26 protein-coding genes, 2 tRNA genes, 1 pseudogene and 1 other annotated feature are annotated in these 24,481 nt (G+C 31.6%); of the genes and pseudogenes, 3 read left to right on the top strand and 26 right to left on the bottom strand.

The features are described from left to right. Positions 1–6: 6 nt before the first annotated feature. From Q428_RS14305 to Q428_RS00090, 12 genes and pseudogenes are all read right to left on the bottom strand, one after another. On the bottom strand, positions 7–582 hold the full coding sequence (locus tag Q428_RS14305; RefSeq protein ID WP_051514766.1) for a hypothetical protein: 576 nt from the start codon (positions 580–582) through the stop codon (positions 7–9). 130 nt (positions 583–712) lie between these two features. Further along, positions 713–1,831 carry a hypothetical protein gene (locus Q428_RS00140; protein WP_035377057.1) on the bottom strand — a complete coding sequence of 373 codons (1,119 nt, stop codon included), beginning with the start codon at positions 1,829–1,831 and terminating at the stop codon, positions 713–715. 72 nt (positions 1,832–1,903) lie between these two features. Next, positions 1,904–2,749, bottom strand: coding sequence for a 16S rRNA (adenine(1518)-N(6)/adenine(1519)-N(6))-dimethyltransferase RsmA (rsmA, locus tag Q428_RS00135; RefSeq protein ID WP_035377054.1), 846 nt, complete (start codon positions 2,747–2,749; stop codon positions 1,904–1,906). Next, the gene (gene rnmV / locus Q428_RS00130) at positions 2,746–3,291 is read right to left on the bottom strand and encodes a ribonuclease M5 (protein WP_035377052.1); all 546 of its coding nucleotides are present in this window, start codon (positions 3,289–3,291) and stop codon (positions 2,746–2,748) included. The genes rsmA and rnmV overlap by 4 nt, the downstream gene beginning before the upstream one ends. Before the next feature lie 85 nt (positions 3,292–3,376). Then, positions 3,377–4,420 carry a ubiquitin-like domain-containing protein gene (locus Q428_RS16195; RefSeq protein ID WP_051514764.1) on the bottom strand — a complete coding sequence of 348 codons (1,044 nt, stop codon included), beginning with the start codon at positions 4,418–4,420 and terminating at the stop codon, positions 3,377–3,379. 331 nt (positions 4,421–4,751) lie between these two features. Beyond that, positions 4,752–5,507, bottom strand: a complete 756-nt coding sequence (locus Q428_RS00120) for a TatD family hydrolase (protein WP_051514761.1) — start codon at positions 5,505–5,507, stop codon at positions 4,752–4,754. A 78-nt stretch (positions 5,508–5,585) separates the two neighbouring features. Beyond that, positions 5,586–7,553, bottom strand: a pseudogene (gene metG / locus Q428_RS00115) (methionine--tRNA ligase); the annotation flags it as partial. A 90-nt stretch (positions 7,554–7,643) separates the two neighbouring features. After that, positions 7,644–7,876 (bottom strand) — a binding site (T-box leader). An 84-nt stretch (positions 7,877–7,960) separates the two neighbouring features. Then, the gene (locus Q428_RS00110; RefSeq protein ID WP_035377047.1) at positions 7,961–8,647 is read right to left on the bottom strand and encodes a hypothetical protein; all 687 of its coding nucleotides are present in this window, start codon (positions 8,645–8,647) and stop codon (positions 7,961–7,963) included. Between the two features lie 2 nt (positions 8,648–8,649). Then, positions 8,650–9,432 carry an RDD family protein gene (locus Q428_RS00105; protein WP_035377045.1) on the bottom strand — a complete coding sequence of 261 codons (783 nt, stop codon included), beginning with the start codon at positions 9,430–9,432 and terminating at the stop codon, positions 8,650–8,652. A gap of 48 nt (positions 9,433–9,480) precedes the next feature. Next, positions 9,481–10,917, bottom strand: coding sequence for a GGDEF domain-containing protein (locus Q428_RS00100; protein WP_161633567.1), 1,437 nt, complete (start codon positions 10,915–10,917; stop codon positions 9,481–9,483). Between the two features lie 82 nt (positions 10,918–10,999). Then, positions 11,000–11,518, bottom strand: a complete 519-nt coding sequence (locus Q428_RS00095; RefSeq protein ID WP_035377040.1) for a spore maturation protein — start codon at positions 11,516–11,518, stop codon at positions 11,000–11,002. Positions 11,519–11,527: 9 nt separating this feature from the next. After that, a complete protein-coding gene (locus Q428_RS00090) occupies positions 11,528–12,109 on the bottom strand; it encodes a nucleoside recognition domain-containing protein (protein WP_035377038.1) in 582 nt (193 codons plus the stop codon). 233 nt (positions 12,110–12,342) lie between these two features. On the opposite strand from Q428_RS00090, the gene Q428_RS00085 reads away from it, so the two are divergent. Next, positions 12,343–12,816 carry a hypothetical protein gene (locus Q428_RS00085; RefSeq protein WP_035377036.1) on the top strand — a complete coding sequence of 158 codons (474 nt, stop codon included), beginning with the start codon at positions 12,343–12,345 and terminating at the stop codon, positions 12,814–12,816. A gap of 43 nt (positions 12,817–12,859) precedes the next feature. Here the strand turns inward: Q428_RS00085 and Q428_RS00080 are convergent, their stop codons facing one another. Both Q428_RS00080 and Q428_RS00075 read right to left on the bottom strand, forming a co-directional pair. After that, positions 12,860–13,483, bottom strand: coding sequence for an MtnX-like HAD-IB family phosphatase (locus Q428_RS00080; protein ID WP_035377034.1), 624 nt, complete (start codon positions 13,481–13,483; stop codon positions 12,860–12,862). 4 nt (positions 13,484–13,487) lie between these two features. Then, positions 13,488–14,858, bottom strand: a complete 1,371-nt coding sequence (locus tag Q428_RS00075; RefSeq protein WP_035377032.1) for a tRNA nucleotidyltransferase/poly(A) polymerase-related protein — start codon at positions 14,856–14,858, stop codon at positions 13,488–13,490. A 354-nt stretch (positions 14,859–15,212) separates the two neighbouring features. Between Q428_RS00075 and Q428_RS00070 the strand changes: the two genes are divergently transcribed. Beyond that, positions 15,213–15,455, top strand: coding sequence for an AbrB/MazE/SpoVT family DNA-binding domain-containing protein (locus Q428_RS00070; protein WP_035377030.1), 243 nt, complete (start codon positions 15,213–15,215; stop codon positions 15,453–15,455). A gap of 53 nt (positions 15,456–15,508) precedes the next feature. On the opposite strand, the gene rsmI is transcribed toward Q428_RS00070, so the two are convergent. From rsmI to Q428_RS00025, 9 genes are all read right to left on the bottom strand, one after another. Continuing rightward, complete coding sequence (gene rsmI / locus Q428_RS00065) at positions 15,509–16,351, bottom strand: 16S rRNA (cytidine(1402)-2'-O)-methyltransferase (RefSeq protein ID WP_035377028.1); 843 nt, start codon at positions 16,349–16,351, stop codon at positions 15,509–15,511. After that, complete coding sequence (locus tag Q428_RS00060; protein WP_051514759.1) at positions 16,311–17,084, bottom strand: tRNA1(Val) (adenine(37)-N6)-methyltransferase; 774 nt, start codon at positions 17,082–17,084, stop codon at positions 16,311–16,313. The genes rsmI and Q428_RS00060 overlap by 41 nt, the downstream gene beginning before the upstream one ends. 119 nt (positions 17,085–17,203) lie before the next feature. Beyond that, the gene (locus Q428_RS00055) at positions 17,204–17,374 is read right to left on the bottom strand and encodes a DUF362 domain-containing protein (protein WP_035377026.1); all 171 of its coding nucleotides are present in this window, start codon (positions 17,372–17,374) and stop codon (positions 17,204–17,206) included. A gap of 133 nt (positions 17,375–17,507) precedes the next feature. After that, a complete protein-coding gene (locus Q428_RS00050) occupies positions 17,508–18,416 on the bottom strand; it encodes a PSP1 domain-containing protein (protein ID WP_035377024.1) in 909 nt (302 codons plus the stop codon). A 1-nt stretch (position 18,417) separates the two neighbouring features. Beyond that, on the bottom strand, positions 18,418–19,383 hold the full coding sequence (gene holB / locus Q428_RS00045) for a DNA polymerase III subunit delta' (RefSeq protein WP_051514757.1): 966 nt from the start codon (positions 19,381–19,383) through the stop codon (positions 18,418–18,420). 15 nt (positions 19,384–19,398) lie between these two features. Continuing rightward, positions 19,399–19,728 carry a cyclic-di-AMP receptor gene (locus tag Q428_RS00040; RefSeq protein WP_035377022.1) on the bottom strand — a complete coding sequence of 110 codons (330 nt, stop codon included), beginning with the start codon at positions 19,726–19,728 and terminating at the stop codon, positions 19,399–19,401. A 142-nt stretch (positions 19,729–19,870) separates the two neighbouring features. Continuing rightward, positions 19,871–20,506: a dTMP kinase gene (gene tmk / locus Q428_RS00035; protein ID WP_035377020.1), complete on the bottom strand. Its 636-nt coding sequence runs from the start codon at positions 20,504–20,506 to the stop codon at positions 19,871–19,873. 9 nt (positions 20,507–20,515) lie between these two features. Beyond that, complete coding sequence (locus tag Q428_RS00030) at positions 20,516–21,937, bottom strand: aminotransferase class I/II-fold pyridoxal phosphate-dependent enzyme (protein ID WP_035377267.1); 1,422 nt, start codon at positions 21,935–21,937, stop codon at positions 20,516–20,518. A 92-nt stretch (positions 21,938–22,029) separates the two neighbouring features. Then, positions 22,030–22,224 (bottom strand): sigma factor G inhibitor Gin, encoded by a 195-nt coding sequence (locus Q428_RS00025; protein ID WP_035377018.1) that lies wholly within the window; start codon positions 22,222–22,224, stop codon positions 22,030–22,032. A gap of 128 nt (positions 22,225–22,352) precedes the next feature. Between Q428_RS00025 and Q428_RS00020 the strand changes: the two genes are divergently transcribed. Further along, complete coding sequence (locus tag Q428_RS00020; RefSeq protein ID WP_035377017.1) at positions 22,353–23,504, top strand: amidohydrolase; 1,152 nt, start codon at positions 22,353–22,355, stop codon at positions 23,502–23,504. A 7-nt stretch (positions 23,505–23,511) separates the two neighbouring features. On the opposite strand, the gene Q428_RS00015 is transcribed toward Q428_RS00020, so the two are convergent. From Q428_RS00015 to Q428_RS00005, 3 genes are all read right to left on the bottom strand, one after another. Then, positions 23,512–24,006 (bottom strand): hypothetical protein, encoded by a 495-nt coding sequence (locus tag Q428_RS00015; RefSeq protein ID WP_035377016.1) that lies wholly within the window; start codon positions 24,004–24,006, stop codon positions 23,512–23,514. 231 nt (positions 24,007–24,237) lie between these two features. Then, positions 24,238–24,313, bottom strand: a tRNA-Ala gene (locus Q428_RS00010). A 9-nt stretch (positions 24,314–24,322) separates the two neighbouring features. Next, positions 24,323–24,399, bottom strand: a tRNA-Ile gene (locus Q428_RS00005). Positions 24,400–24,481: the final 82 nt, after the last annotated feature.

Below are 24,481 nucleotides of genomic sequence, written 5' to 3'. Positions count from 1 at the left end.
CCCCATTTATTTAATTACTTTAGTTCTTAAAACTATATTTTCTAGGTACTGCTTAAGTGTTTCATTATAAGAATTCTCAGGAATATAAAAACTCATCCTGAAAAATCTGTTATTTTTAGATGGAATAAAGTACTCCAATGCCCTGTAATATTTATCATCTGTGCCCTTTCTTGAATATTCCACCAGGTAGCCATCATTATTTCCTATTTTGTATGGTAATATTTTATAAAACTTAAACTCAACTACCCCAGTTGAACTAAGCTGAGAATTTTTTAAAAAATTTATTAATGGCATATTTATATTCCAAACTTCAACAATGCCTTTTGTTTTGTTATCCTTTGAAAAAAAATCTCCATGATACTCTATTTCCCCTCCTCCAAAATTTTGCTCCATAAGATTCCAGTCTGAAGGAAGTGAAAATTCATATGCACCATTTAAAATCCTATATTGCTTATAAGTTGTCTGGAAAGTATTTTCTCTATTTATTGATGTATATGCATCAAAAATTCCTCTCCACATTTTAGAAGCTGTAATTAAAATCATTATTATCAATATTGTATATAAAAAATGTATTTTTTTCATATTTATACCTCCCATATAATATATGGAAGATATATTGATAATATTATTATATCTTATAGCTTTTATTAATTGTAGATATATATAATTAAAGTTAGATTAAAACATAGATTTTAATCTAACTTTTTAAAATTTATCTTTTTTTGGGTATCATTATACAACCAGTATATGGATTGTAATACATCAGCCACATACCATTTGACTTGTTGTTGGCTGGCATCCACTTTACAAAACCTGTCATTCCCATATATGGATGCTCCATTGGCATGTTCCTGCCTTCTATTCCATATATGATATATTTTATTTCTCCCCTGTCGTCATACTTTAAACCAAAATAGTAGTGTCCGTGTTTTTTAAAATATTTGATATAGTTAATATAAGGATATGTCATTTTTAAATGATGTATTGCACAGTGATATGGGTAATATTTATTTTCAACCATTGGAATATCAACATTATAAGGAATTTTCCACCATCTTACATTCTTCATTCCCATAATAACTTGATTTTCCTCTTGGAAGTTCTTTAGTAATTTATGGAATATATCTGCAAATCTTTTTTCCTTTCTATTTTCCACATCTTCAAAATTTCCTGCATATATTTCCTCCTGATAATTGTCGTTATATTCCATTTTCTCTTCTGTATCATCATCCTCACTACGAACTACATCACTTTGTACACCTTCAGGCATGAAGTAATCCATATCCATATTTTCTATGGCTTTATCCCTTATGCTTTTCTCATATTCTTTAAATTTTAATCCCTCTTCATCCAATATCTCTTCATCTATTATGTTATCTTCATGTTCATCTGTTTCATAAGCTCTGGTCTTTTGAGGCAGTTTATCCTTCCATATCAATCTTTCCTTACCAACATATCCTGAAAGAGGTGAAATAACGGTATCTTCCCCAACAACAACAGCTGCTACATTAAATCTGTCAAAGGCTGTATTGGTGTCAGCTATATTATCCTCAGGATACTCCCACCAGGTTTCCCCTCTTCCTGTATCATCTATTTTAATTTCGCCAAGCTTTGCTAAAACTGCAGGTGTTTTTGTTGCATCAAGGAGAATGCAGTTATATGGCCCCTTTTCTTTGATAAGGTTCTGTACATAAACAGTTATTTTGCACTTTCCATTACGTGTTTCAATCTTGGTATAACCAGTTGGTTGTTTATCAATTGCAATTCCAAATCCTTTGTCTTCTTCTTGAAATATAATAAAATACCTATTATAACTTTTCTTAGTAGTCACCTTCTTACCTCCCAAAATAATTCATCATTATAATATATGAGGGGTATTTCAAAATGTGACCAAAAAATTAAATTACATCCTGTTTTTTATACAATCAGATAACTTTCCAAATTCCTCAATTGATAACGTCTCTCCTCTACGTTTTGGATCTATTCCTGCCTCCTCAAGGGCTTCTTTAAGTTTTTCCTCTTCTATCCCTAATTGCTTTAATGTGTTCCATAAGGTCTTTCTTCTCATGTTAAAGGAATCCCTTATTATTCTAAAAAACAACTTTTCATCTGCTACTTTAACAGATGGTTCTTTTCTGATGTCCATCTTTATCACTGCTGATTCTACCTTAGGCTGAGGTATAAATGAGGATGGCGGTACTTTACATATCTTACTTACATCAGAATAATACTGACATAAAAGTGATAATGCTCCATATTCCTTTGTATCAGGTTTAGCAACAATTCTGTCTGCGACCTCTTTTTGTATCATTATGACAATCCTATTTATTCCAGTATTTTCCGTTAAAATTTTTGTTATAATCGGCGTTGTAATATAATATGGTAAATTGGCTACTAAGTTTGGTGATTCAAGACCTTCATCCATGATAAGTTTGTTAAAATCTATCTTCATTGCATCTTCATGGAGGATTTTTATGTTATCAAAATCAGATAAGGTTTCATTAAGCACTGGTATTAAAGTGTCATCTATTTCTATTGTTACAACTTTCCTACTTCTTTTTGCCATTTCCTGTGTTAATGTTCCTATGCCAGGTCCAATTTCAATGGCACAAGTGTCTTTACTTAATTGTGCTGCGTTAATTATATTGTCTAGGACATTTTGATCTATAAGAAAGTTTTGTCCAAAATTTTTACTAAATTTAAACTCAAAATGCTTTACTATTTCCTTTGTCTTTGAACTTAAACTCATATCTTCACCTCATCTATTTTTTCAATAGCTTTTGTAAATTCTTCCCGTGTTATTCCATATCTGTTTAACCTGTTTAAAAATTGCTTTGCGTTCCCATACCCTATCCCAAGTTCCTTACCAACTTCATCTCTTCTTGAAGAAGCCATATTTGAACCTGTCAATCCAAATTTAATCAAATCATCCATTGTAAATTCTTTTCTATCTCCTTCAATTTCTGTTTTTACCTTTGCTAATGCCTCCCTAATGCTTTCTGGAGAGGCGTTTTCTATTCCTATATCTCCATCTTTAATTGCCTTCTCCCTTGGCAGAAATGCATGTTTACAGCCAGGAACTTTTTCCTGTATTGTTCGCCTGATTTTTTCACCTGCGTAGTCTGGGTCTGTAAATATAATTATTCCCCTTCTTTGGGCTGCACTTTTTATTCTTTCTATAATTCTGTCGTTTATACCAAAGCCAGATGTTGCTATGAGATCTGCATCAACAGCTCTTTTAACCGCAGCAATATCATCCTTTCCTTCAACAACTATAACTTCCTTTATCACAAATAACCACCTCTATATTTTAATCTCATTTATTATAACACATATAAAATAATAAGGTGGCTGATACCACCTTATTATTTTTACTTTAAAACATAGACTGTTGTTTTACGGGTAGACCACAATCCCTTTCCCATTTCATGTGCTCAAAGTAAAGGTCAATTATATTTCCCTTTACCGCTCCTCCTGTATCCTGAGCTATTGCAAATCCATATCCTACAACATAAAGTTTTGTTCCTAAAGGTATCACTCTAGGATCAACAGCAACTGTACTCCACCCACTAGGATTCCTTTTGGCTATTGCACCTGTTGCTGTTCTTGCAAAACCCTTATCACCAGGCCTTTTACCTGTACATTTGTAATTTGCAGTATAGGAAGTAGCCTTCATTGTCAGCTTCCTTGTATATGGTACCCTTCCTCCTCTCGCTGGAGTAAACCAGGAAATTGTCCCTACAGCCACTATTTTATTTATTGGCGATTTTTTTATTGCCTCACCAATCTTAATTTTAGATACTTCTTTACCATCCTCATATACCACTTTCATTGTCACAAGTTTTTCTCCATCCTGTCCGTCCTGAAGTATCTTCGTAGTCCCCTTTTCCAGTCTGCTATCAGACTTTTTAAATATCTTGTAAGCAATTTTCTCAGTGGAAGTTATTGTCTTTTCCTCCACTCTAACAACAACTATCTTCATGTTTTCAGTAATAGGTTCTTTTAATCCTTCACTTACTCTGTCTTTTTCATTCAAGACTATTCCTTCTTGATTTAACATATTCTTTACTGTGTCTTCTGCTGTATATATTTTAAGTTCTTTTCCATCAACCCGGACTGTAACTGGTACTGCCCTCCTGATGAACACTTCCATTCCGCTCTTCACCCTGCTGTCTAATCCAGGTAGTATCTTGTCCTTACTTCCAACCTTTATATTTGCTGAAGACAAGACCTCCTTTACCGTTGACTTATAGGTTGCCATATTGATTGTATTACCATCAACACTTATAGAAATTCTCTTTTCCATAGTCGTGGTAGCAGCAAGAATTATAGTTGCTGCTGCAACGGCAATTATCACTAACCCTGGATTGTTTGAAAAATACTGTCTCAACCTTGATGTCATATTTTTCAAATCAATCATAATGTTACCTCCTTTTAGGACTAGGGACGACTTGTGTATTATACATTATACGACATTATATGTCAAATTTCCCTAATCTTAAATTTGCTGGTTAAAATATTTCATAGTAATGCCATAATAGGCATATATTTTATATTGTTATACTAAGATAGTATTATCATTTATAAGTGCATTTATTCATTTACCAGCATATGGAGGTTATTTTTTTATCTAACAATATAGTATATTAATGTGAATTGAATTTCTTGATTCCAAACATTGTGGATTATACCATATTTAATTAATTTATATCAACTTTTATTAAGATATCTTAAAATATCTCATCTTTGCTTTATAATCTAAATAAAGTTGATGCATTTTCATAAGTGGCTTTACATACCTCATCATAGCCAATTCCTTTTATTTGTGCAATTTTATCTGCAACATGCAAAAGGTATGAAGAGTCATTTCTTTCACCTCTATGTGGTACAGGTGCCATATATGGACAATCTGTTTCAATCAGGATTTTATCTAATGGGATATGCTGAACTACCTCAATGGCTTTTTTGGCATTTTTAAATGTGACAACCCCTGTAAATCCAAGATAATAGTCTTCCTTTAATATCTCCTTTGCAAATTCTAAGCTTCCAGAATAACAATGAAGTACTCCCTTTACCCCTTTAAATTCCTTAATAACCTTTAGTGTATCCTCATGAGCATCCCTGTCATGTATTACAACAGGAAAATCAAGCTGCTTTGCTAAATCCATTTGTTCTTTAAAAGCCTTTATTTGCAGATTTCTATCATGGGTATCATAATAATAATCTAAACCAATTTCTCCAACCGCCTGAATTTTTTCATTCTGAAGCATATCTCCAATCTTATTAATATTGTTAAACACCTCATCTGCCGAATGTGGGTGTATTCCAACAGCACCATATATAAAATCATATTTATGAGTTAATTCAGTTGTTGTTATACAGCTTTTCAAATCAGCTCCACAGTTTAAAACCCTGTTTACACCTGCTCTTTTTATCTTATCTATTACTTCTTCTAAATCATTTTTAAAGGCTTCATCATCATAATGTGCATGTGAGTCAAATATCAATCTCATCACCTCAGTTTATATTTTCTTTAAAAGTAATTTGTGCAAACAGTATTTTATACCATTTGCACAAATTATATGCTATCTGACTATGCTGCCTGTCTCTAGTTCTCCATCAATTGTTGCCACAAATAATTTGCTATCATCATCAGTTGAGGCAGCTAAAATCATTCCGTATGAATCTTCTCCCCTTAGTTTAACAGGTTTTAAATTAGCCACAAGTATTACATATTTTCCAATTAACTCCTCTGGTTTGTAATATTTTGCTATACCTGAAACAACCTGCCTGATTTCACCATCTAAATCCACCTTTAACTTTAACAGTTTATCTGCACCCTTTATTTTTTCACATTCTACAACCTTTACTACCCTTAAATCTATCTTAGAAAAATCATCTATTGTTATTTCTTCTTTTAATGGAAGCATTGGCTTCTTTTCCTTTTCAGCTGATTTCTTTATGATTTCTTCCCTTATTCTGTCAAATTCTTCAAGTTTCTTTTCTACATCTATTCTAGGGAATAACAACTCTCCTCTTTTTACCTTTGTTCCATCAGCTATAGCTCCAAAATTACTTAAGCTTTCCCAGGTTAAAAGTTCCCCTTTAAATCCAAACTGTTCATTTATTTTATTTGATGTTCCAGGCATTGCACTTGAAATCAATATTGAAATAAATCTTATTGTCTCTGAAAGATTGTAAAGCACTGATGCAAGTCTTTCTTTTTCCCTTTCATCCTTAGCAAGTACCCAAGGCATTGTCTCATCTATATATTTATTTGCCCTTGCAATGAGTTTCCAAATCTCATCCATTGCATCGCTTATTCTAAGCTTATTCATAAGCTCTTCTACTCTTACTGGGACTTCAAGGGCAAGTTTTGACAATGATTCATCATATTCTCCCTGTAAAAATCCCTTCTTTATTTCTCCATCAAAGTATTTCTCAATCATAGTCAAGGTTCTGGAAACAAGGTTGCCTAAATCATTTGCTAAATCTGAGTTTATCCTTTTTATAAACATTTCGTTGTTGTATAATCCATCTGAACCAAATGGAATTTCCCTTAAAAGATAATATCTTACTGCATCTACTCCAAAATGCTGAACCAGTACAACTGGATCAACTACATTACCCTTTGACTTTGACATTTTTCCGCCATCAACTAAAAGCCATCCATGTCCAAATACCTGCTTTGGTAATGGTATTTCAAGGGCCATCAGCATAATGGGCCAGATAATTGTATGGAATCTTATTATGTCCTTACCTACAAGATGAACATCTGCTGGCCAGAATTTATTATATAATTCTACATCTTCACTTCCATATCCAAGTGCAGTAATATAGTTTGAAAGTGCATCTACCCAAACATAAACCACGTGTTTTGTATCAAAGGATACTGGTATTCCCCATTTAAAACTTGTTCTGGAAACACATAAATCTTCCAATCCAGGCTTTAAGAAATTATTTATCATTTCATTTTTCCTGCTCTCAGGCTGAATAAATTCAGGATGTTCTTCTATGTACTTTAATAATTTATCCTGATATTTAGATAATCTAAAGAAATATGCTTCTTCCTTTGTAAGCTCTACTGGTCTTCCACAATCAGGACATTTTCCATCAACAAGCTGTGTCTCTGTAAAAAAAGATTCACATGGTGTACAATACCAGCCTTCATAGTGTCCCTTATAGATATCTCCTTTATCATATAGTTTTTTAAATATTAACTGAACAGCATTTTCATGATAGTCGTCAGTTGTTCTAATAAATTTATCATAGGATATATTCATTATTTTCCACAATTCTTTTATGCCATCAACTATTTTATCAACATATTGTTTTGGGGTTACACCCTTTGAATTTGCTATTCTTTCAATTTTTTGACCATGTTCATCTGTTCCCGTTAAAAACATTACTTCATATCCTGTTAATCTTTTAAATCTTGCCATCGCATCTGCAGCCACTGTTGTATAAGTATTTCCAATATGAAGCTTATCACTTGGATAATATATTGGAGTTGTGATGTAATATCTCTTATTTTCCATATTTATAACCCCTTTCTCTTTGTATGTTAAGAATTTTTTATCTTTAAAATATCTTTTGTTTCATGACATGAAGACAATCAAAAAACCCCGCACCCTATATTTTCATATAGGGGCGAGGTATCGCGTTACCACCCTATTTTGTCTATGTCTCACAACATAAACCTCACTAGGTGACTATCATCACCCTGCAATATAACGGTTGCACCCGCAGTGACTTACTTATTTTCAATCACTATGCTCCGGAGCCATCTTCATATATCCCAGCATGACTGGCTTTCACCTGCCCCAGCTCTCTTTACATGCCAAAAATATATTACTCTTTCCTTCACAGCATTTTATTATTTAGATATTACATAAAATTCTATATCTTGTCAATATCAATATTCATTTTAGTTATAAATATTATTTTAACCAGAGGTCTATCAGAAATCCATCAGATTTTCAATTGAAGTTAAAACCCTGTTTAAAATCAGGAGATATCTGTTAAAACCGTAAATTTCAATTTTATATCCTTGGCCATTAACATCTCCACTGCCTACTGCCTTAAAAATTATTTCCGTTTTTCCATCTCCATCTATATCATATATATCATCTATATTTCTAACCAAATATGCATACCTTCTTCCTGGTCTGTTCCCAAAATTGTACACCCTTTTTATTTTGTCTTTTATTACAAATACATCTAATCTCTGTATTTTGCCTCTTCGAAAAGTCATATTGTTTCTGTTGATATTGGAAACTACAATCATATCATTAAATTTATATATATTTCCATTACCATCTATATCAATTTCTTCTTTGTAACTAAATTTAAATTTGTTATCTTTATACTCATAAAAATACAGAAGATTATTCTCAGAGCCCTTAGCCAATACAAAAATTCCCCTGTCTATTAGAAAACTTATTGGCATTATATCTTCTCCGAACTTTCCAAAATAAACGCTTTTTAGCTTAGAATCCAAAAGTTTAAAAATTTCTATATCTCCTCCTCGCCCTAATATGACAGACTCATCTTTCCCATCCATATCTATATCTCCACATTTTAAGCTTAATATATTTGAGATTTGTGTTTTATTTTTTCCATATATTCTGCCACTTTGATTTATCAATACTATGTCACCCTCAGGCTTATTCCGCACATATCTCTAGTTTCTTTAAAAACACCGCTGCATAGATATTGTATAGGAAGATCTATTTTATAGATATATTCACCAACAATTTTTGAATCCCGTAAATTCAGTTTATATACTTCTGAATATTTTAATTTATTAGATATCCTTATAAGGGATGGCTTGTTATCAATATCCACAACTGCAGTGTATTTCCTACCAAGAGTTTTCATATATAATTCATCCTGAGACAAACTTATTAATTTATCTCCTTCAAAACTTTGGAAATACAGATCTGAAATATATTTTTTCTTTAACCCTATAAAGCCTATGTCGTTTAATATGAAATCTGCTGTCCATTTAGTTGTTGATATAATTAATAAGATAACTGCAACTATTTTTACGTATTTCTCTTTTTCATCCTTCTTTATCTCTCCATCCTTTATTACAACAGCTGTATCAGAAAGGATATCATGAAAGGTTCTGCCATTACCGTCTATCAATGCATATAGATACCCAATATAAAAAAAGGATGAAGCAAATCTATAGATTTCACGCTTTAAACATATTCTTTTATCAAAAGATTTAAGTCTTAATTTTAGTATTTTCATGCCTAAGGTAGCCCCATAAAAGGCTGTTGTTAAATACCTATACAGGAAAAACAAAATTAAAGATAAAATATATCCCATGGTGTTAAATTTAGCTAATAATGTTGTAAATAAGTACAAAAAAAGATAATCTATAACAAAAGAAGCAAAGCGAGATATCAAAAATATGTACCGCATACAATCACCCATACATATATTTCCCACTTTGCCTTAAAATAATTATCTCTAAAGATTTTTTATACAGTTTTTTTCTGTTCCCCTTATCTTTATAAAACAGCTTTGTAAATCAGCAGCCGTTTCCTGAGCATCTCCACTATAGCTTTTTACACCAACACTCACAGTAAATTTAATCTCTAAATCCTTTGTGTTGACTATATATTCTTCACAGGTGTTTCTTATTTTTTCAGCTATACTATTTGCCTTTTCCAAATCAGTATCAGTTAAAATAATTAAAAATTCACCCCAGCCAAGCCTTATTGCAATGTCCTTAAATCTGATATTTTCTCTTATAATTTTCCCAGCTTCAAATATTAAAATATCACCTATTGCTCTGCCATATACATCATTTATCTTTTCAAACAAATCTATCTGTACAATCATGAAAAAGACTTTACTTTTTTCATAATTTTTTAATATGTTGTTGAGTTTTTCCTCCATGTATCTCTTGCTGAATAATCCTGTAAGCTTATCATGGTACAAAACTTCATCAACATAACCTGTAGTATGACTTATAATATCAACCATTTTGTTATAATTCTTGGCTATATCATTTAACTCCTTATATTCCATAAAAATTTCATCCTTCTCATTTAATCTGGTGAAGGATTTTGAAGCAGTTAAAATCCTATTTACCACCATATCTATTTTATCAGATATGTAAATGGATATAAAAATTATGGCAACTATAATTATCATCAATAAAATAATAACTCTGGTTAAAACATCTACGTATATGCCTTTCTTTAAGTCTATAATATTAACATCAGCTTTTAACTTCCAATCAGTATCCTTTATGTTGAATTCAATTGGGGCTTTATTTAGCCCATTGAAATCACTCTTCATAAAGTAACTTCCCCTGCTGTCCTCAATATATATGTCTACAATCCCTCCAACATCCATGCTTTTATTTATCATTTCTGCCTTATATAATGGAACATATCCAATTACAGTGGCTGTTTTTATCCCATTTTTTCTATGAATTACTGAAAAAACAATGTATTTACCATTGTTTTCATCTGATAACATGGAAAATCTTTCTTTTTCGATGCATGTGGCCTCAACATAGCTTAGAGGTTTTTTATGATAATCTGCAACCTCACCTTTTCTGTTGACTTCAATTACCCTGCCATTTGTATAAACAAACTTCATCTTTTCAAAATTTTTATTAACATCCATGAATCTTATAAAAACGTCTATTATCTCATGTTTTTCTCCACTGACGATATTGTCAGAATTTGACACCAAGGCAACACTATTTAAATTATTATATATATAATTGCTGATGTGCCTCTCTTCACGACTAACAATATCATTAACATAATCCATATACCTATCTGCAAAATAATTTATTGACTGTACAGCACTGCCAATAGTGAATATGCACATTGGTATAATAGACATAAGTAAAAATAATATTAATGTTGATTTCTTTATTCTTTTCATTTGCTTCACCATTTTCATTTTATATTTTCCTAATTATATCAATTAAGATTGATATATATCAACTATCATCTGCTATATCTATCTATTTATAAAATATATAACATACATATACTGCTGCTAAACACCCAATTATATGAGCAATTAATGCTGATAACAAGCTATGTCTTATTTTCTTGATCTGACATGCTCCAAAATAAATTGAAAGGGTGTAAAATATAGTCTCAGTAGATCCCATCATTACCGCTGCAATTCTTCCCTCAATTGAGTCAACTCCGTAAGTTTTTGCAATATCCGTCATAATCCCCAGTGCCCCACTTCCTGACAGAGGCTTTATTATTATCATGGGAATAACTCCATCAGGTATGTTAAAAATTTTTGTTACTGGGCTTATAAACTTAATTAAAAAATCCATTGCCCCAGATTTTCTGAAAATATCAATTGCAAATAACATTGTCAGTAAATATGGCGCAATTTTAAACACAGATATAAAGCCATCCTTGGCTCCATCCACAAATTCTTCGTATACTTTAACTTTTTTAAGTGCTGCAACAGACAAAATTAATAAAACAATTGATGGTAAAATAAAAACTTCCACTCTCATATATTAACCTCATTTATAAATTTTTCTCAATAACAGGTTTGATATCAGACCCGATATTAATGCAGCTGTTGTTGCAATAATTGTTGGAACTATTATATCTGAAGGATTAGAAGATTTTAAACCAGCTCTTATTGATATTACAGTTGTTGGCAAAAACTGCACACATGTTGCATTAACTATTAAAAAAGTTACCATATAGTCAGATGCTCTGTCCTTTTGTGGATTAATACTTTGAAGCTCATTCATAGCCTTTATTCCAAATGGAGTTGCTGCATTAGACAGGCCCATCATATTTGTTGCCAGATTCATTATTATACTACCTAATGCCTTTTTATTTTTCTTATCCAGTCCAGGAAATAAAATCCTCATTGGTAACGAAAGAAGTTTTGCAGCTAAATCTACCATCCCAGATTTTTCGCACAGCCTCATCATCCCAGACCAAACTGCCATTATTCCAGATAAGGCAATTAATAATTCCATAGATTTTTCAGCGGACTCCGACATTATAATCATCATATTCTGAATATCACCCTTTATCATCAGTGTAACAATCCCAACTACAATCATAAAAAACCATATTATGTTTATCATTCAATCACCTCTTATCATATGTATGATAAGGATAATCTAATTTATACTTGCCTTATCAGCATTTGTTTTTTTATTGAAGTCAATTGTCATTTTTAAAATTTATTAAACTTTTCATAAAATTATTAATAAATTAATATGATTTTAATACACAAGTTAAATCATGTATGTTAAAATTAAAATAATCATAGGAAAAGACATCAGGGTGTGACTCCAAAAAATGTGGAGGTGTAGAAATGATTTTTAAACCCGACGAAGTTGCCAACCTTAAAAAAGGTAGAACAATTCACGTAGAAATTAAGGAAGGAGATGTAAGGGTATTAAAAAGAAATTTCTGTGGGGTATATGAACTTTTCCCAGAGGATAATTCATGTCAGACGGAATATTTTGAGGATCTCAATCTTTTCAAAAACAGATACGGAAATGTCCATAAAAAGTTTCCCTTATATAATATCTGCAAGCAGCGTCTTGACATCTATCCTGTAGCTGAAGAAAAGGACTGTAGATATATCCTGAAATGGTTCAGTGAATACGGAAAAATAATCTATCAAAGAACAAAGACCTTTGCTGGACTGGATATTGACTATTATATATGGATATCTGATATGGAAAATACAATCTCCAGTTTTCAGGTGGTAAAAGATGACCATCACTTCACACTTAGTATTGGTTCAAAGAATATAGTAAATAGTCTTAAATATGCAATTTAATAGCCTGTGGCATTAGCTTTAATGCTAATGCCACAGGCCTTTCTTATATTGCTGCCATTATTTCTTTAAAATCCTTAAATTTAATATGTGGAATCTTTTCATCTTCGCAATATCTTGCTAGGTGAGATTTGGCAAAAATTACATCTGCATTTGTACAGCCACATCTGTCTGAATATCCATCCCCAATGTAATAAACCTTGTAACCCTCTTCCTTTAATTTATCAACAATCTCTTTTTTACAATTTCCACATTGTCCACATTTTTTAGATAGATTAGGATATGAAAACTTCCATCCATCTTTATACTCTAAATGACAGCACCTTACCTCAATATTATCAAACCCACTGTTTTTTAAAATTGGATTAATATAAAAATCAAATCCGTCTGAAGCTATAATAATCCTATCACCTATTCTGCTAACATATTCATAAAACTCTTTAAAACCTTGATTGAAATCAGCATTTTTTACAAAATCAATTATATCCTCTGGAGCTATATTTACCATACTCCATTGCATTTCTGCACACATAGGGGTGGTTATTTTTCTTTCTATCCACAATTCTTCCCATTCACCCCAGCCTTCCTCTGCAAAGGTTTTTATTATCAAATGTCCAATATCATCCCTTGTAACAGTTCCGTCAAAATCAACTACAAATGCCCTTTTCAAAATACTACCTCCTATATTTCCTGATAAATTCCAATGCTTCCTGCTTTGTTTTAATATTACCAATAAAAATTAATTCATCAACTTCTTTAAGGATTTTACCTATATCCTTTCCTTTAAGACCTGTAACTTCAATAACATCTTTACCTGTAATAAATTTAACTTTACTCATTTTTGTATCATAATTATCATAATATTTATCTATTAGCTCCATTATAAAATTCCAATATTTTTTACTTTCATCCTTATCATCCAGTAAGCTTCTTGTTGCTGAAATGTCACACAGAGAGCAGATAAATATATCTATTGCATCTTCTCCATAATCTCTAAAAAAATTGTATATCGCCTTTTCTGTTGCTCCCTGTTTAAATAACCCCAATACCCTCATATGCCCTGATATTACAGACTTAATAATCTTTTTCTGGGCGCTTGACATTGCCAGCCTTTCAGCTATTTTTTGAAATACCTCTTCTCCTTTTTTGTCATGTAACCTGAAACTTACTTTATCACCCTCAATTGTAATTGCATCAGGTTTCCCAATATCATGAAGAAAAGCTGATAATTTAAGAGTTAAAAACCTAGGGTATCCATTCACCTGCATATTAAAATGTTCACTTATTCTATTGCCCCATTTACTTGAATATATGTCGTTTATATTTTTTTCTAAAAAATCTAATGTTAATAAAGAATGCTCATATGCATGTACCACATGGTATCTGCATTTACCTACATTTTTCATTCTCTTCATAATAGGGAAAACAACCTCTAGAAGATTCAGATTATCTAAAAGTGTAATGTATTTTGAGCTTTCTTTGTTTCTTAATATTTTATATAATTCATCAAGGATTCTCTCCCCGGCAGCGTAAGTAAGTAAAGTAGCATCCCTTTGTATTTTTTCCTTTGTTGATTTTTCTATTTCAAAATCTAAATCACTGGCAAGCCTTACTGCCCTTAATAATCTTATGCCGTCCTTTAAAAACACATCATCTTTTATAACTCTTATCAATTGCTTTTTTAAATCTTCTCTCCCATTATAAATATCTATAATTTCCCCAGTAACAATATTTTCTGCAATGGAGTTTATAGTAAAATCCCTTTGACCCAAATCTTCCAAAATATTATTTCCTTTTAAATTGGCAATATCTATATATGTATTATCCTTTACAATTCTAGCTACATCATTATGCATATTAACGTATGAACCTTTGATATTATCAGCAATATTTTTCCCAATTCTATGACAATCTTCCTTACTTACAAAATCATAGTCAGATATATCCCTTTGTAGCAATCTATCCCTTAATGCCCCTCCAATCAAATATATATCTAATTTGTTTTCAATGGCATAATTTCTTACTTCATCCATCCAATTTCTCATAATTACCCCCTAAAATAATCTGCATACTATATTTCAACTTTTTCTTCAAATAAGTTTTTAAATAACCCATAGCATTTATTATGATAAAAAATTAACACTTCCATAATAATTATACTACTACATAAAACAAAATAACTAAAATTCGAAAAACAAAAATTATTCACCCACCTATAATTGTATAACAATAATGTAATTTATTAAATAAATAAATTAATTCCAAATATTCATTTCAAAATTTTTTGATATATTAATTAAGTTTAATAGAAATTTATTATTTAACCCATTGACTTTAATTGGTAGATTTGCTATTCTTTAATTACTGAAATGTCGAAGATTGTTGAAGGAGGTAACACAATGAAATCAACTGGTGTTGTAAGAAGAGTAGACGAGCTTGGTAGAGTAGTTATTCCTATAGAGCTAAGAAGAACAATGGAAATAGCTGAAAAGGATGCTCTTGAAATATATGTAGAAGGAGAAATGATAATCCTTAAGAAATATCAACCAGCTTGTATATTCTGTGGAAATGCAAAGGATGTTGAAAACTTTAAGGGTAAGAACATCTGCAAAACTTGCATGGCTGAACTTAAATCTGAGTAATTACATAAAACCTGTGCGATATGCACAGGTTTATTTTTATAATACCATATCTATTATATTTCTAAGCTGAATTTATATACTTCAGATTTAGATAAATTTCTATCCTTGGCAACCATTTTAATGGCATCCTTTTTACTTAGTCCCTCATTAATATACATTTGAATATGTTCTTCAATTGGTATCTTATCCAGTTCTTCTTGTTTTTCTCTTTCAATTTCGGATTTATTTTTACCCTCTATAACAATTACATACTCACCCTTTGGCTCTTTATCAGAATATATTTCTATTGCCTCTGACAAAGTGCATCTTAATATTTCTTCATGCTTTTTAGTTAATTCCCTGCATATAGCTATTTTCCTGTTTCCCAATTGTTCATACATATCATTTAAAGTTTTTATAAGTCTATGTGGTGCTTCATAAAAAATAATTGTTCTTTCTTCGTTTTTTAATTCCTGAAGTTTTATCCTTCTTTCCTTATTTTCCCTTGGCATAAAGCCCTCAAAAATAAATCTGGATGTGGATATACCTGAAACCACAAGAGCATATATAAGGGCAGCAGGACCTGGAATCAGAAATACATCTATGTTATTTTCAACAGCTAATCGAACTATATCTTCACCTGGATCAGAGATTCCAGGAGTACCTGCATCTGTAACTATGGCTATGCTCTCACCATCTAATGCCCTTTTTATTAGTTTATCTCCACTTTCCTTTTTGTTATGTTCATGATAACTTATCAGTGGCTTTTTTATTTCAAAGTGATTTAATAGTTTCAGCGTCTGCCTGGTATCCTCAGCAGCTATTATATCTACCTCTTTTAATGTATTTATAGCTCTGATACTAATATCCTCCAAGTTACCTATTGGAGTTGCAACAAGAAATATTTTCCCCTTCATTTTGACACCTTCCGTAAATTCTATTTATTTCTTCAGAATATGTTCCATCATCATTATATACATATAGAGGTTCCTCTACCTTTAAAAAATCTCCTCCAAAACGTGTAGCTTCAACAAGAACCATTGTAGGAGCCTTACCAACCTTTGGATGAACAAATCTTATTCTCTTAGGTGCAAACCTATGTTTTTCAAGACCAATAATAATATTAGCAAGCCTTTCTGGCCTATGTATCAAATAAAATCTTCCACCATCCTTTAACAGTTTTGAGGCTGTATAAATAAGTTCTTCCAGATTTATTAGTATTTCATGTCTGGATATTGCCTTATTATCATGTGGATTCAATATGCCTGAACTATTCTTTTTATATGGTGGATTAGATAAAACTACATCATATTTGTTTACCCCTATATCCTTAAAACAATCCTTTATATCTCCAGTATATATTTTTATGACTTCTTCTAGATTGTTTAAAGTAACACTTCTTCTAGCCATATCTGCTACTTCTTCCTGAATTTCTACTCCAATAATTTCTCTTGGCTCATATTTCCCGTAAACAAGGGTTGGGATTATTCCTGTTCCTGTTCCAAGGTCAACCACGCTGTCTTTTCTTTTTATTGATGCAAAATCTGATAAAAGAACGGCATCTATTCCAAAGCAGAACCATTTTGGATTTTGAATCAGCTTTAATCCCTTAAGCTGTAAATCGTCTATTCTTTCTCCTTCCTTAAGCATTGTATCTCTCCTTTTATGCTTATTCAATTATATTATTATAATCTATAATATATTTTTTTCATATATCAACTTTAAAGCAAAATAAAAAAGGTCCGTTTGGACCTTCCTTAAGTACGTTATTATTCTTGAACTGGAGCAGCTACTGGGCAAACATTTGCACAGTTTCCACAGTCTATACATGCTGCAGCATCTATAACGTATATTCCTTCTCCTGCTGATATGCAGTTAACTGGGCATTCTGGTTCACATGCTCCACAGCTAACGCAAGCATCTGTTATTTTGTATGCCATAGGTGATTCACCTCCTCAAAACACTTTTCAAACTTATTTTAACACTTTAGCTATAATCTGAAAAGTATTTATTTTTATTATAATGTTTATTATACGCAAATTTCTCCAAATTTCATCATGTTACTTCATATATCTATTCTTGAAGTAGGTTTTTAATTTCCTTTATATCATCTACGTCTTCCAATTCTAATTTTATTTCCTCTTCATTTATTTCCTGATGTTCATAATTTCCTGATATAAGTTCAACATCATAGATTGAAAAGATTTTTATTATTGGTTCATCTTTTTCATTTAAAATTTTTACTTTAAGACTTTCTTTAATAATGTTATTTTCAATAACCTCTCCCTGTCCTTCCTTTGTTTTAACAATTGAGCCTACGGAAGGAGTTATTTTTCTTATATCTTCATATGTGCTCTGCTCATAATTTAAGCAGCACATTAATCTTCCACAAACCCCTGAAATCTTAGTTGGATTAAGTGATAAATTCTGTTCCTTTGCCATTTTTATTGATACAGGTTCAAAGTCTCCTATGAATGAAGAACAGCACATAGGCCTGCCGCAAGGTCCAAGTCCGCCAACCATCTTTGACTCATCTCGAACTCCTATCTGTCTCAATTCAATTCTCGTTCTGAAAATAGCAGCCAAATCCTTTACTAACTCTCTAAAATCTATTCTACCATCGGCTACAAAATAGAATATTATTTTATTGTTATCAAATGTATATTCCACATCTATAAGCTTCATAGGAAGTCCATGCTGGGCAATTTTTTCAAGACATATATTAAAAGCCTCCTCTTCCCTTGATTTATTGTCAGCATGCTTTTCAACATCCTCCTGGGTAGCAATCCTTAGAACCTTCTTTAATGGAGCCACTATTTCTTCTTCACTTACATGTCTTATCCCTATAACAACTTCTCCAAACTCCAGACCCCTTGCGGTCTCAACTATTACATAATCACCCTTTTTTATTTCTAAATTATCAGGGTCAAAGTAATATATTTTACCTGCTTTTTTAAACCTGATGCCTACAACCGTAATCATCCTATACCTCCTGTATTTCCAAAAGCATAACTTCCATTGTTAATTGAAAATTAGCATATTGCTTAAGTTTATTTTTGGCATCATTTATTGCCAAAATTATTCTATCTAGTCTATTATAAGATAATATCCTGCTTTCCTCAACTAACTCAGAATAAAAATCCTTATTTATAATAATTTCTCTGTCTTTTATCAGTTTTATAAGCATTATATCTCTGTACCACGCCATCATAATATCAAGAATTAATTCTATCTTATCTTTATTATCAACTAAAAACTTTACATCCTTAAATGCTTCAATTGTTTTTTCTCTGATTATTCTCTTTGAAAACTCCATAGTTTTACTTCTAAGCTCTAAAAAAGATTTATCTAAGGCATTCCTTGCATTGCCTAATATACCATCACTTATACTGGCTGCCAGCTGTGCATTTTCTTCATTTATCCCTTCCTTAATAAGTAAATTCTTTATCTTTTCTGGATTTATTCTTCCCAATCTCAAAATTTGACACCTTGATCTTATTGTCTGTAATATTGTATTTTCATTGTCTGTAAGCATGATTATTGTTGCATACTCTGGAGGATCTTCAAGTGTCTTTAAAATAGCATTTTGTCCTTGAACTGTTATTGTATCCGCTTCCTTAATAACCACTATTTTTTTATATCCTTCGTATGGTTTTGTATAAATCTCATCTGTAAGATTTCTAATTTCATCAACCCCAATACTCTTCCCTTTGCTTGATATTACAACAAAGTCCGGATGGTTGCCATTTTTTATTTTTAAACACTGACTGCATAAACCACAGGGTTTTACCTCTGAACTACAAAGCAGTTTTGCCGCCATATACATTGCAAAATCACTTTTCCCAACTCCATCCGGACCTGTTAATATATATGCATGGGATATTTTATTGTTTTTATATATTTTTTCAAACACTTCCCTTGCAAATTCTTGTCCCGCAAATTCAAACAAGCCTATCACTCCGTATTATACTTTTTCAAATTTATCAACATCTATGACAAAAACTGTTGCTCCACCAATGGTAATCTCAACAGGATTAGGTACATAAACACCTGTAGCTCCTAAAACTGGTGATGGTGGAGAGACAATCTGTTTTCTGGTTGTACACACCTTTCTTATTATATCTAAAACTTCTTCAACCTTTTCCTTTTCTACACCTATTAATAGGGTAGTATTTCCTGCCTTTAAAAATCCTCCTGTTGTAGCTAATTTTGTGACTCCAAATCCTTTTCGGGTAATTTTCTTAATTAATTCGCCAGCATCGTCGTCATGAACAATGGCAATAACAAGCTTCATAATAACCCCTCCATATTAATAATTTTAATGTTTCTGAACCAATATATTTAAATATATTATACCCTTTAAAATCCTTTTTATGGAAGGAAAATGTGCAATTTTAATAATTATTAATTTTTCCTAATATTTATTAGTATTTGTTTTAGACCCTTTCTATTTCTTTTCTCACTAGTTCTAAAACATCATTGAAGACTTTTTCTATACTTTGACTGGCATCAACTCTCTTTATCCTCTCTGAATATCTATTAAGTAATATTTGATAACCCTCTCTTACTTTTCTATGAAAATCTACAGCTTCTAAATCTAATCTATTAACTTCTCTTCCTTTATTTGCAGCTATTCTTTTAAGTCCAATCTCAGGTTCAATATCTAAAAGTATTGTTAAATCAGGAATGTAATTTTCAATGGCAAACCTGTTTATCTGCAATACTTCATCTATACCTAATCCCCTTGCATGTCCTTGGTATGCCAAAGAGGCATCAAGGAATCTGTCACATATTACAATTTTCCCATCTTTTAACGCTGGAATAATCTTTTCAACAAGGTGCTGTCTTCTTGCAGCAGCATAAAGTAATGCCTCTGTTCTCCCATCCATAGAGGTATTTTCTTTATTTAAAATAACCTCCCTGATCTGCTCTGAAATAGCTATTCCTCCAGGTTCCCTAGTTAATAAAAAGTCTAATCCTTTTGACTGAAGATATTGTCCTAAAAGCCCGATTATAGTTGTTTTTCCTCCACCCTCTGGTCCATCTATGCAAATAAATATTCCCTTTTTCATATTTTCCTCCTAAACATCAAGTACATTAATATATTCTGCTGTCCCATCATTAATACCGTTTAATGGAATGTTATTCTCCTTAACGAATTCAATATAATTAATTATCTCATCTGTAATATATTCTCCAGGCAATAATACCGGAATTCCTGGGGGATAGGGCGCAACTAATTCTCCACTTATCATACCACTTGCCTCACATAATCTAATCCTTCTTTTCTTTGTATAATAAGCCTCCCTCATATTAATAGCTATCTTATAGCCTGGTATACTTTTTTTAAAATGAATAGACTTATTAACCTTTTCCTTGTTTTTTATGACATCAATAAGTGCATTATATAATAAATCAAAGGATTCTTTATTATCTCCTACACTACAGATTAAAGTGATGTTATTTACATCTGACATTTCAACCTGTATCCCATATTTTTGTCTTAATAAATTATCTAAATTTTTCCCACCAAAATTTGAAGATATAACTATTTTTGTTATATCAACATCAGAAACTCCCTTTACACCAATATGTTCCTTTCCTAAAAGTCTGTATTCCTCTATGCTGCTCATTTTATCTCTAAATTCATTTATATTAACCAGCAACTCATCTGTCAAAATTCTTCCCTTTTCTTGCATTATATATCTTGCAGTATCTATGGATGCAAGCAATATATATGAAGGACTGGTACTTTGATAGAGTTTTAACATAAACTCTATCCCCTCTGTATCTACCCCCTTACTTACATTTAAAAGTGCAGTCTGTGTTAAGGCAGGGGTTGTTTTATGCATACTCACAACCGAGACGTCAGCCCCGCATTCCATAGCTGATTTAGGAAGATTATCATTGAATGGAAAATGAGCTCCATGAGCTTCATCAACTAAAACAAGAATTTTTCGTCTGTGTGCTTCCTTTACTATTTCCTCTAGGTTGCAGCAGGTTCCATAAAAAGTTGGATTTGTTATTACAATTGCCTTTGCATCTGGATTCTCATCCATTATCTTAATCAAATCTGATGTTTCAACTGATACAGCAATATTAAATTCATCTAATATTCTTGGATTAACATAAACACAATTTAGTCCACCTAAAAAACACGCCATAAAAACTGAACGATGACAGTTCCTCTGAACAATTATTTTATCCCCTGGTTTTGTTGTACCTGTTATCATACTATATATACCACAAGTACTACCATTAATTAAAAAATAGCTTTTGGCTGCTTTATATGCCTGTGCAGCAAGTTTTTGTGAATGTAAAATCATTTCTTCTGGTAAATGGAGATTATCCAGACCAGGTACCTCGGTATTATCCATTTTATAAAGGTTATCCCTTATCACATTAAGTTCATTAAATTGCCTTTTATTATTTTTATGCCCCGGCATATGAAAAGGAATTATATCTTCATTTATATAATCAATTAAACCTTCTACTATAGGCATTTTATTCAAATTTATCAGCCCCTTAAGCAAAACTATAAATACATTATACATTTACAAATAAAAAAAATAAAGCAACCTGATGGCTGCTACTTTTATGATTTAATAATTATATTTCTATTCATATTCAATCTATAAATATCTCTGATTTTATCTTTATAGTAATTATATAATACATGATTTATTTTTATTTCTCCAATACTGGCAACACATAGACTGCAGATTTTTTCATTTAATAAATTAATACCATTTCCATCTTTTATTTCATTTTCACATATAAAACATCTCATACTATCACCTGCTCTCTCGGTCTGTTTATTCCAATTATTACCTTATATAAAACAAATTATTCACTTATATAAAATTATCTAAAGTTAATACTAATATTAGTATGTTATAAAGATTATGAGGTGATTTTATGAGCAATGCAGTTAGAGCCATGGTTGCTGGGTATGTAGAGAACTTTAAGGATAAACTTGAATATATTGTTGATACTCTTTATAAAAATCCGGAACTCTCATTTAATGAAGAAAAATCCTCTGAAATTTTAATTTCCATCCTAAAGGATGAAGGCTTTAAAATTACTGAAAATGTAGCCAATATAAATTACTCCTTTAAAGCAGAATATGGCTCCTCATCCCCTAAAATAGCTTATTTATGTGAATACGATGCAGTTAAAAATATGGGGCATGCTAACGGACATAACATAACTTCAGCTATAAATTTAGGTGCAGCTGTTGGCTTGAAAAGAGGTATTGAAAAGATAGGTGGCAGCGTAGTATTAATAGGTTGCCCTGCAGAAAATAAATATCCCTCTAAAATCGTAATGTTGTCTGAGGGAGTTTTTTCAGATGTTGATGCAATTATCTGTGGTCATGCAATGGATAAAACATGTGAAAGCGGTTCTTCCCTTGGAATGTCTATTGTGGATTTAACTTTTATTGGAAGACAGGCACATTCTTCCCTTAATCTTAAGGAAGGTATAAATGCTATTACTCCTTGCGTGATGCTTTTCAACTTGATTGAATCTTTAAAGAATAAATACCATCATCGTGGATTTATTAATGGAATCATAACCAATGGTGGAGATGATATAAGTCTGATACCTGGAGAGGTCAGCTGCAGCTTCATGGTTAAATCAGCAGATAAAAAAGTTATTTCTGATATATTGAATCAAATCATCAACAGCGCTGATTTTACAGCTAAATTATATAACTGCAAGGTTGATTATAAAGTCTCTGAGCATGAATATCTGCCTCTTATTACAAATCATGATTTATCAACTATTGCATGCCATAATTTAAAAGAAAGGGGCATAATAAACATACATGGTTCTATTACTTCCTTGGCAAGCCTGGATATTGGAAATGTAAGTCAAATAATTCCTACAATACATCCTTACATAGGCATATGCGAAGAACCTACCCAATACTACTCAAAAGAATTTGCTGATTGCACAATAACCAGCTATGCTAAAGAAAATATGCTTAAAGCAGCCTGTGCATTAGCCCTTACCGGTATTGATATTATCCAGAACCCTGATATCATAAAAAAGCCGCTTAAAAATTAAGCGGCTTTTATCTACTAATTAATTGGTTTAACTTATTTATGAGTCTACTACTGGGTTCAAAGTAAAAACTATATATGTTTCCTTCCTTTTCGTAAGTAACTTTATATGCTAAAGCCAATCTCTTTGTACATAGAAAGATACTATCTTTGTCAATTTCTGACTTCTTGGTTTCTGAAGATACTTTCTCTATTTTTAATATGTGTTTAGCATTTAAACTTAACTCAACCTTTCTTTTATTACCATTAAACCTTTCAATAATAAGCTCATTATCAATAATAGCATATCTGAACTTTGTCTTACATTTTACCCATATTAAAAAGGTTATTATTATTGCAAGTGGAATTATACCATAACCTAAATATATAAACTCCCTTATGAATCTTTTTAAGTCACTTAATATGATTGTAAAATCAATCAACACTATTAAGGCAATTAATAATAAGAAAAATTTAGCCAATTTTCTATGCCTATACGCAACAGTTTCTCTATATAAAGTTCCCATTTATGCTCTCCCTCTTAACATCGTTGTAACATAATGATTATACAACGGTTAAGTAATTATTCCTAACCTCAAAATTCATACTCTATAGCCTCTATTTACTATAATTCTAATTAAGCTGAAACTATTTCTCTCCTGCTCATTTTATATTAACCAATCTCCATATATCTATAATTTATTCATAGAACCATATTTATTGTTTGCAAATAAAAAAGACGACTAACGCCGTCTTTATGGTGGAGATAAAGGGATTCGAACCCTTGACCCCCTGCGTGCAAGGCAGGTGCTCTCCCAGCTGAGCTATATCCCCATATTAAATTGGTGGGCCTTCAGGGACTCGAACCCCGGACCAACCGGTTATGAGCCGGTTGCTCTAACCAACTGAGCTAAAGGCCCTCGTTATCAACTGAATACATTATATATTTTACACTGTATTCACCTAATAGTCAAGTACTTTTTTAGAAAATTAAAGTTCTTT

Origin of the sequence: Fervidicella metallireducens AeB, from assembly GCF_000601455.1 — a bacterium.
In the GTDB taxonomy this organism is placed as follows: domain Bacteria; phylum Bacillota; class Clostridia; order Clostridiales; family Caloramatoraceae; genus Fervidicella; species Fervidicella metallireducens.
The sequence above is the reverse complement of the archived record's forward strand: the minus strand, read 5'-3'. Positions and strand labels throughout refer to the sequence as shown.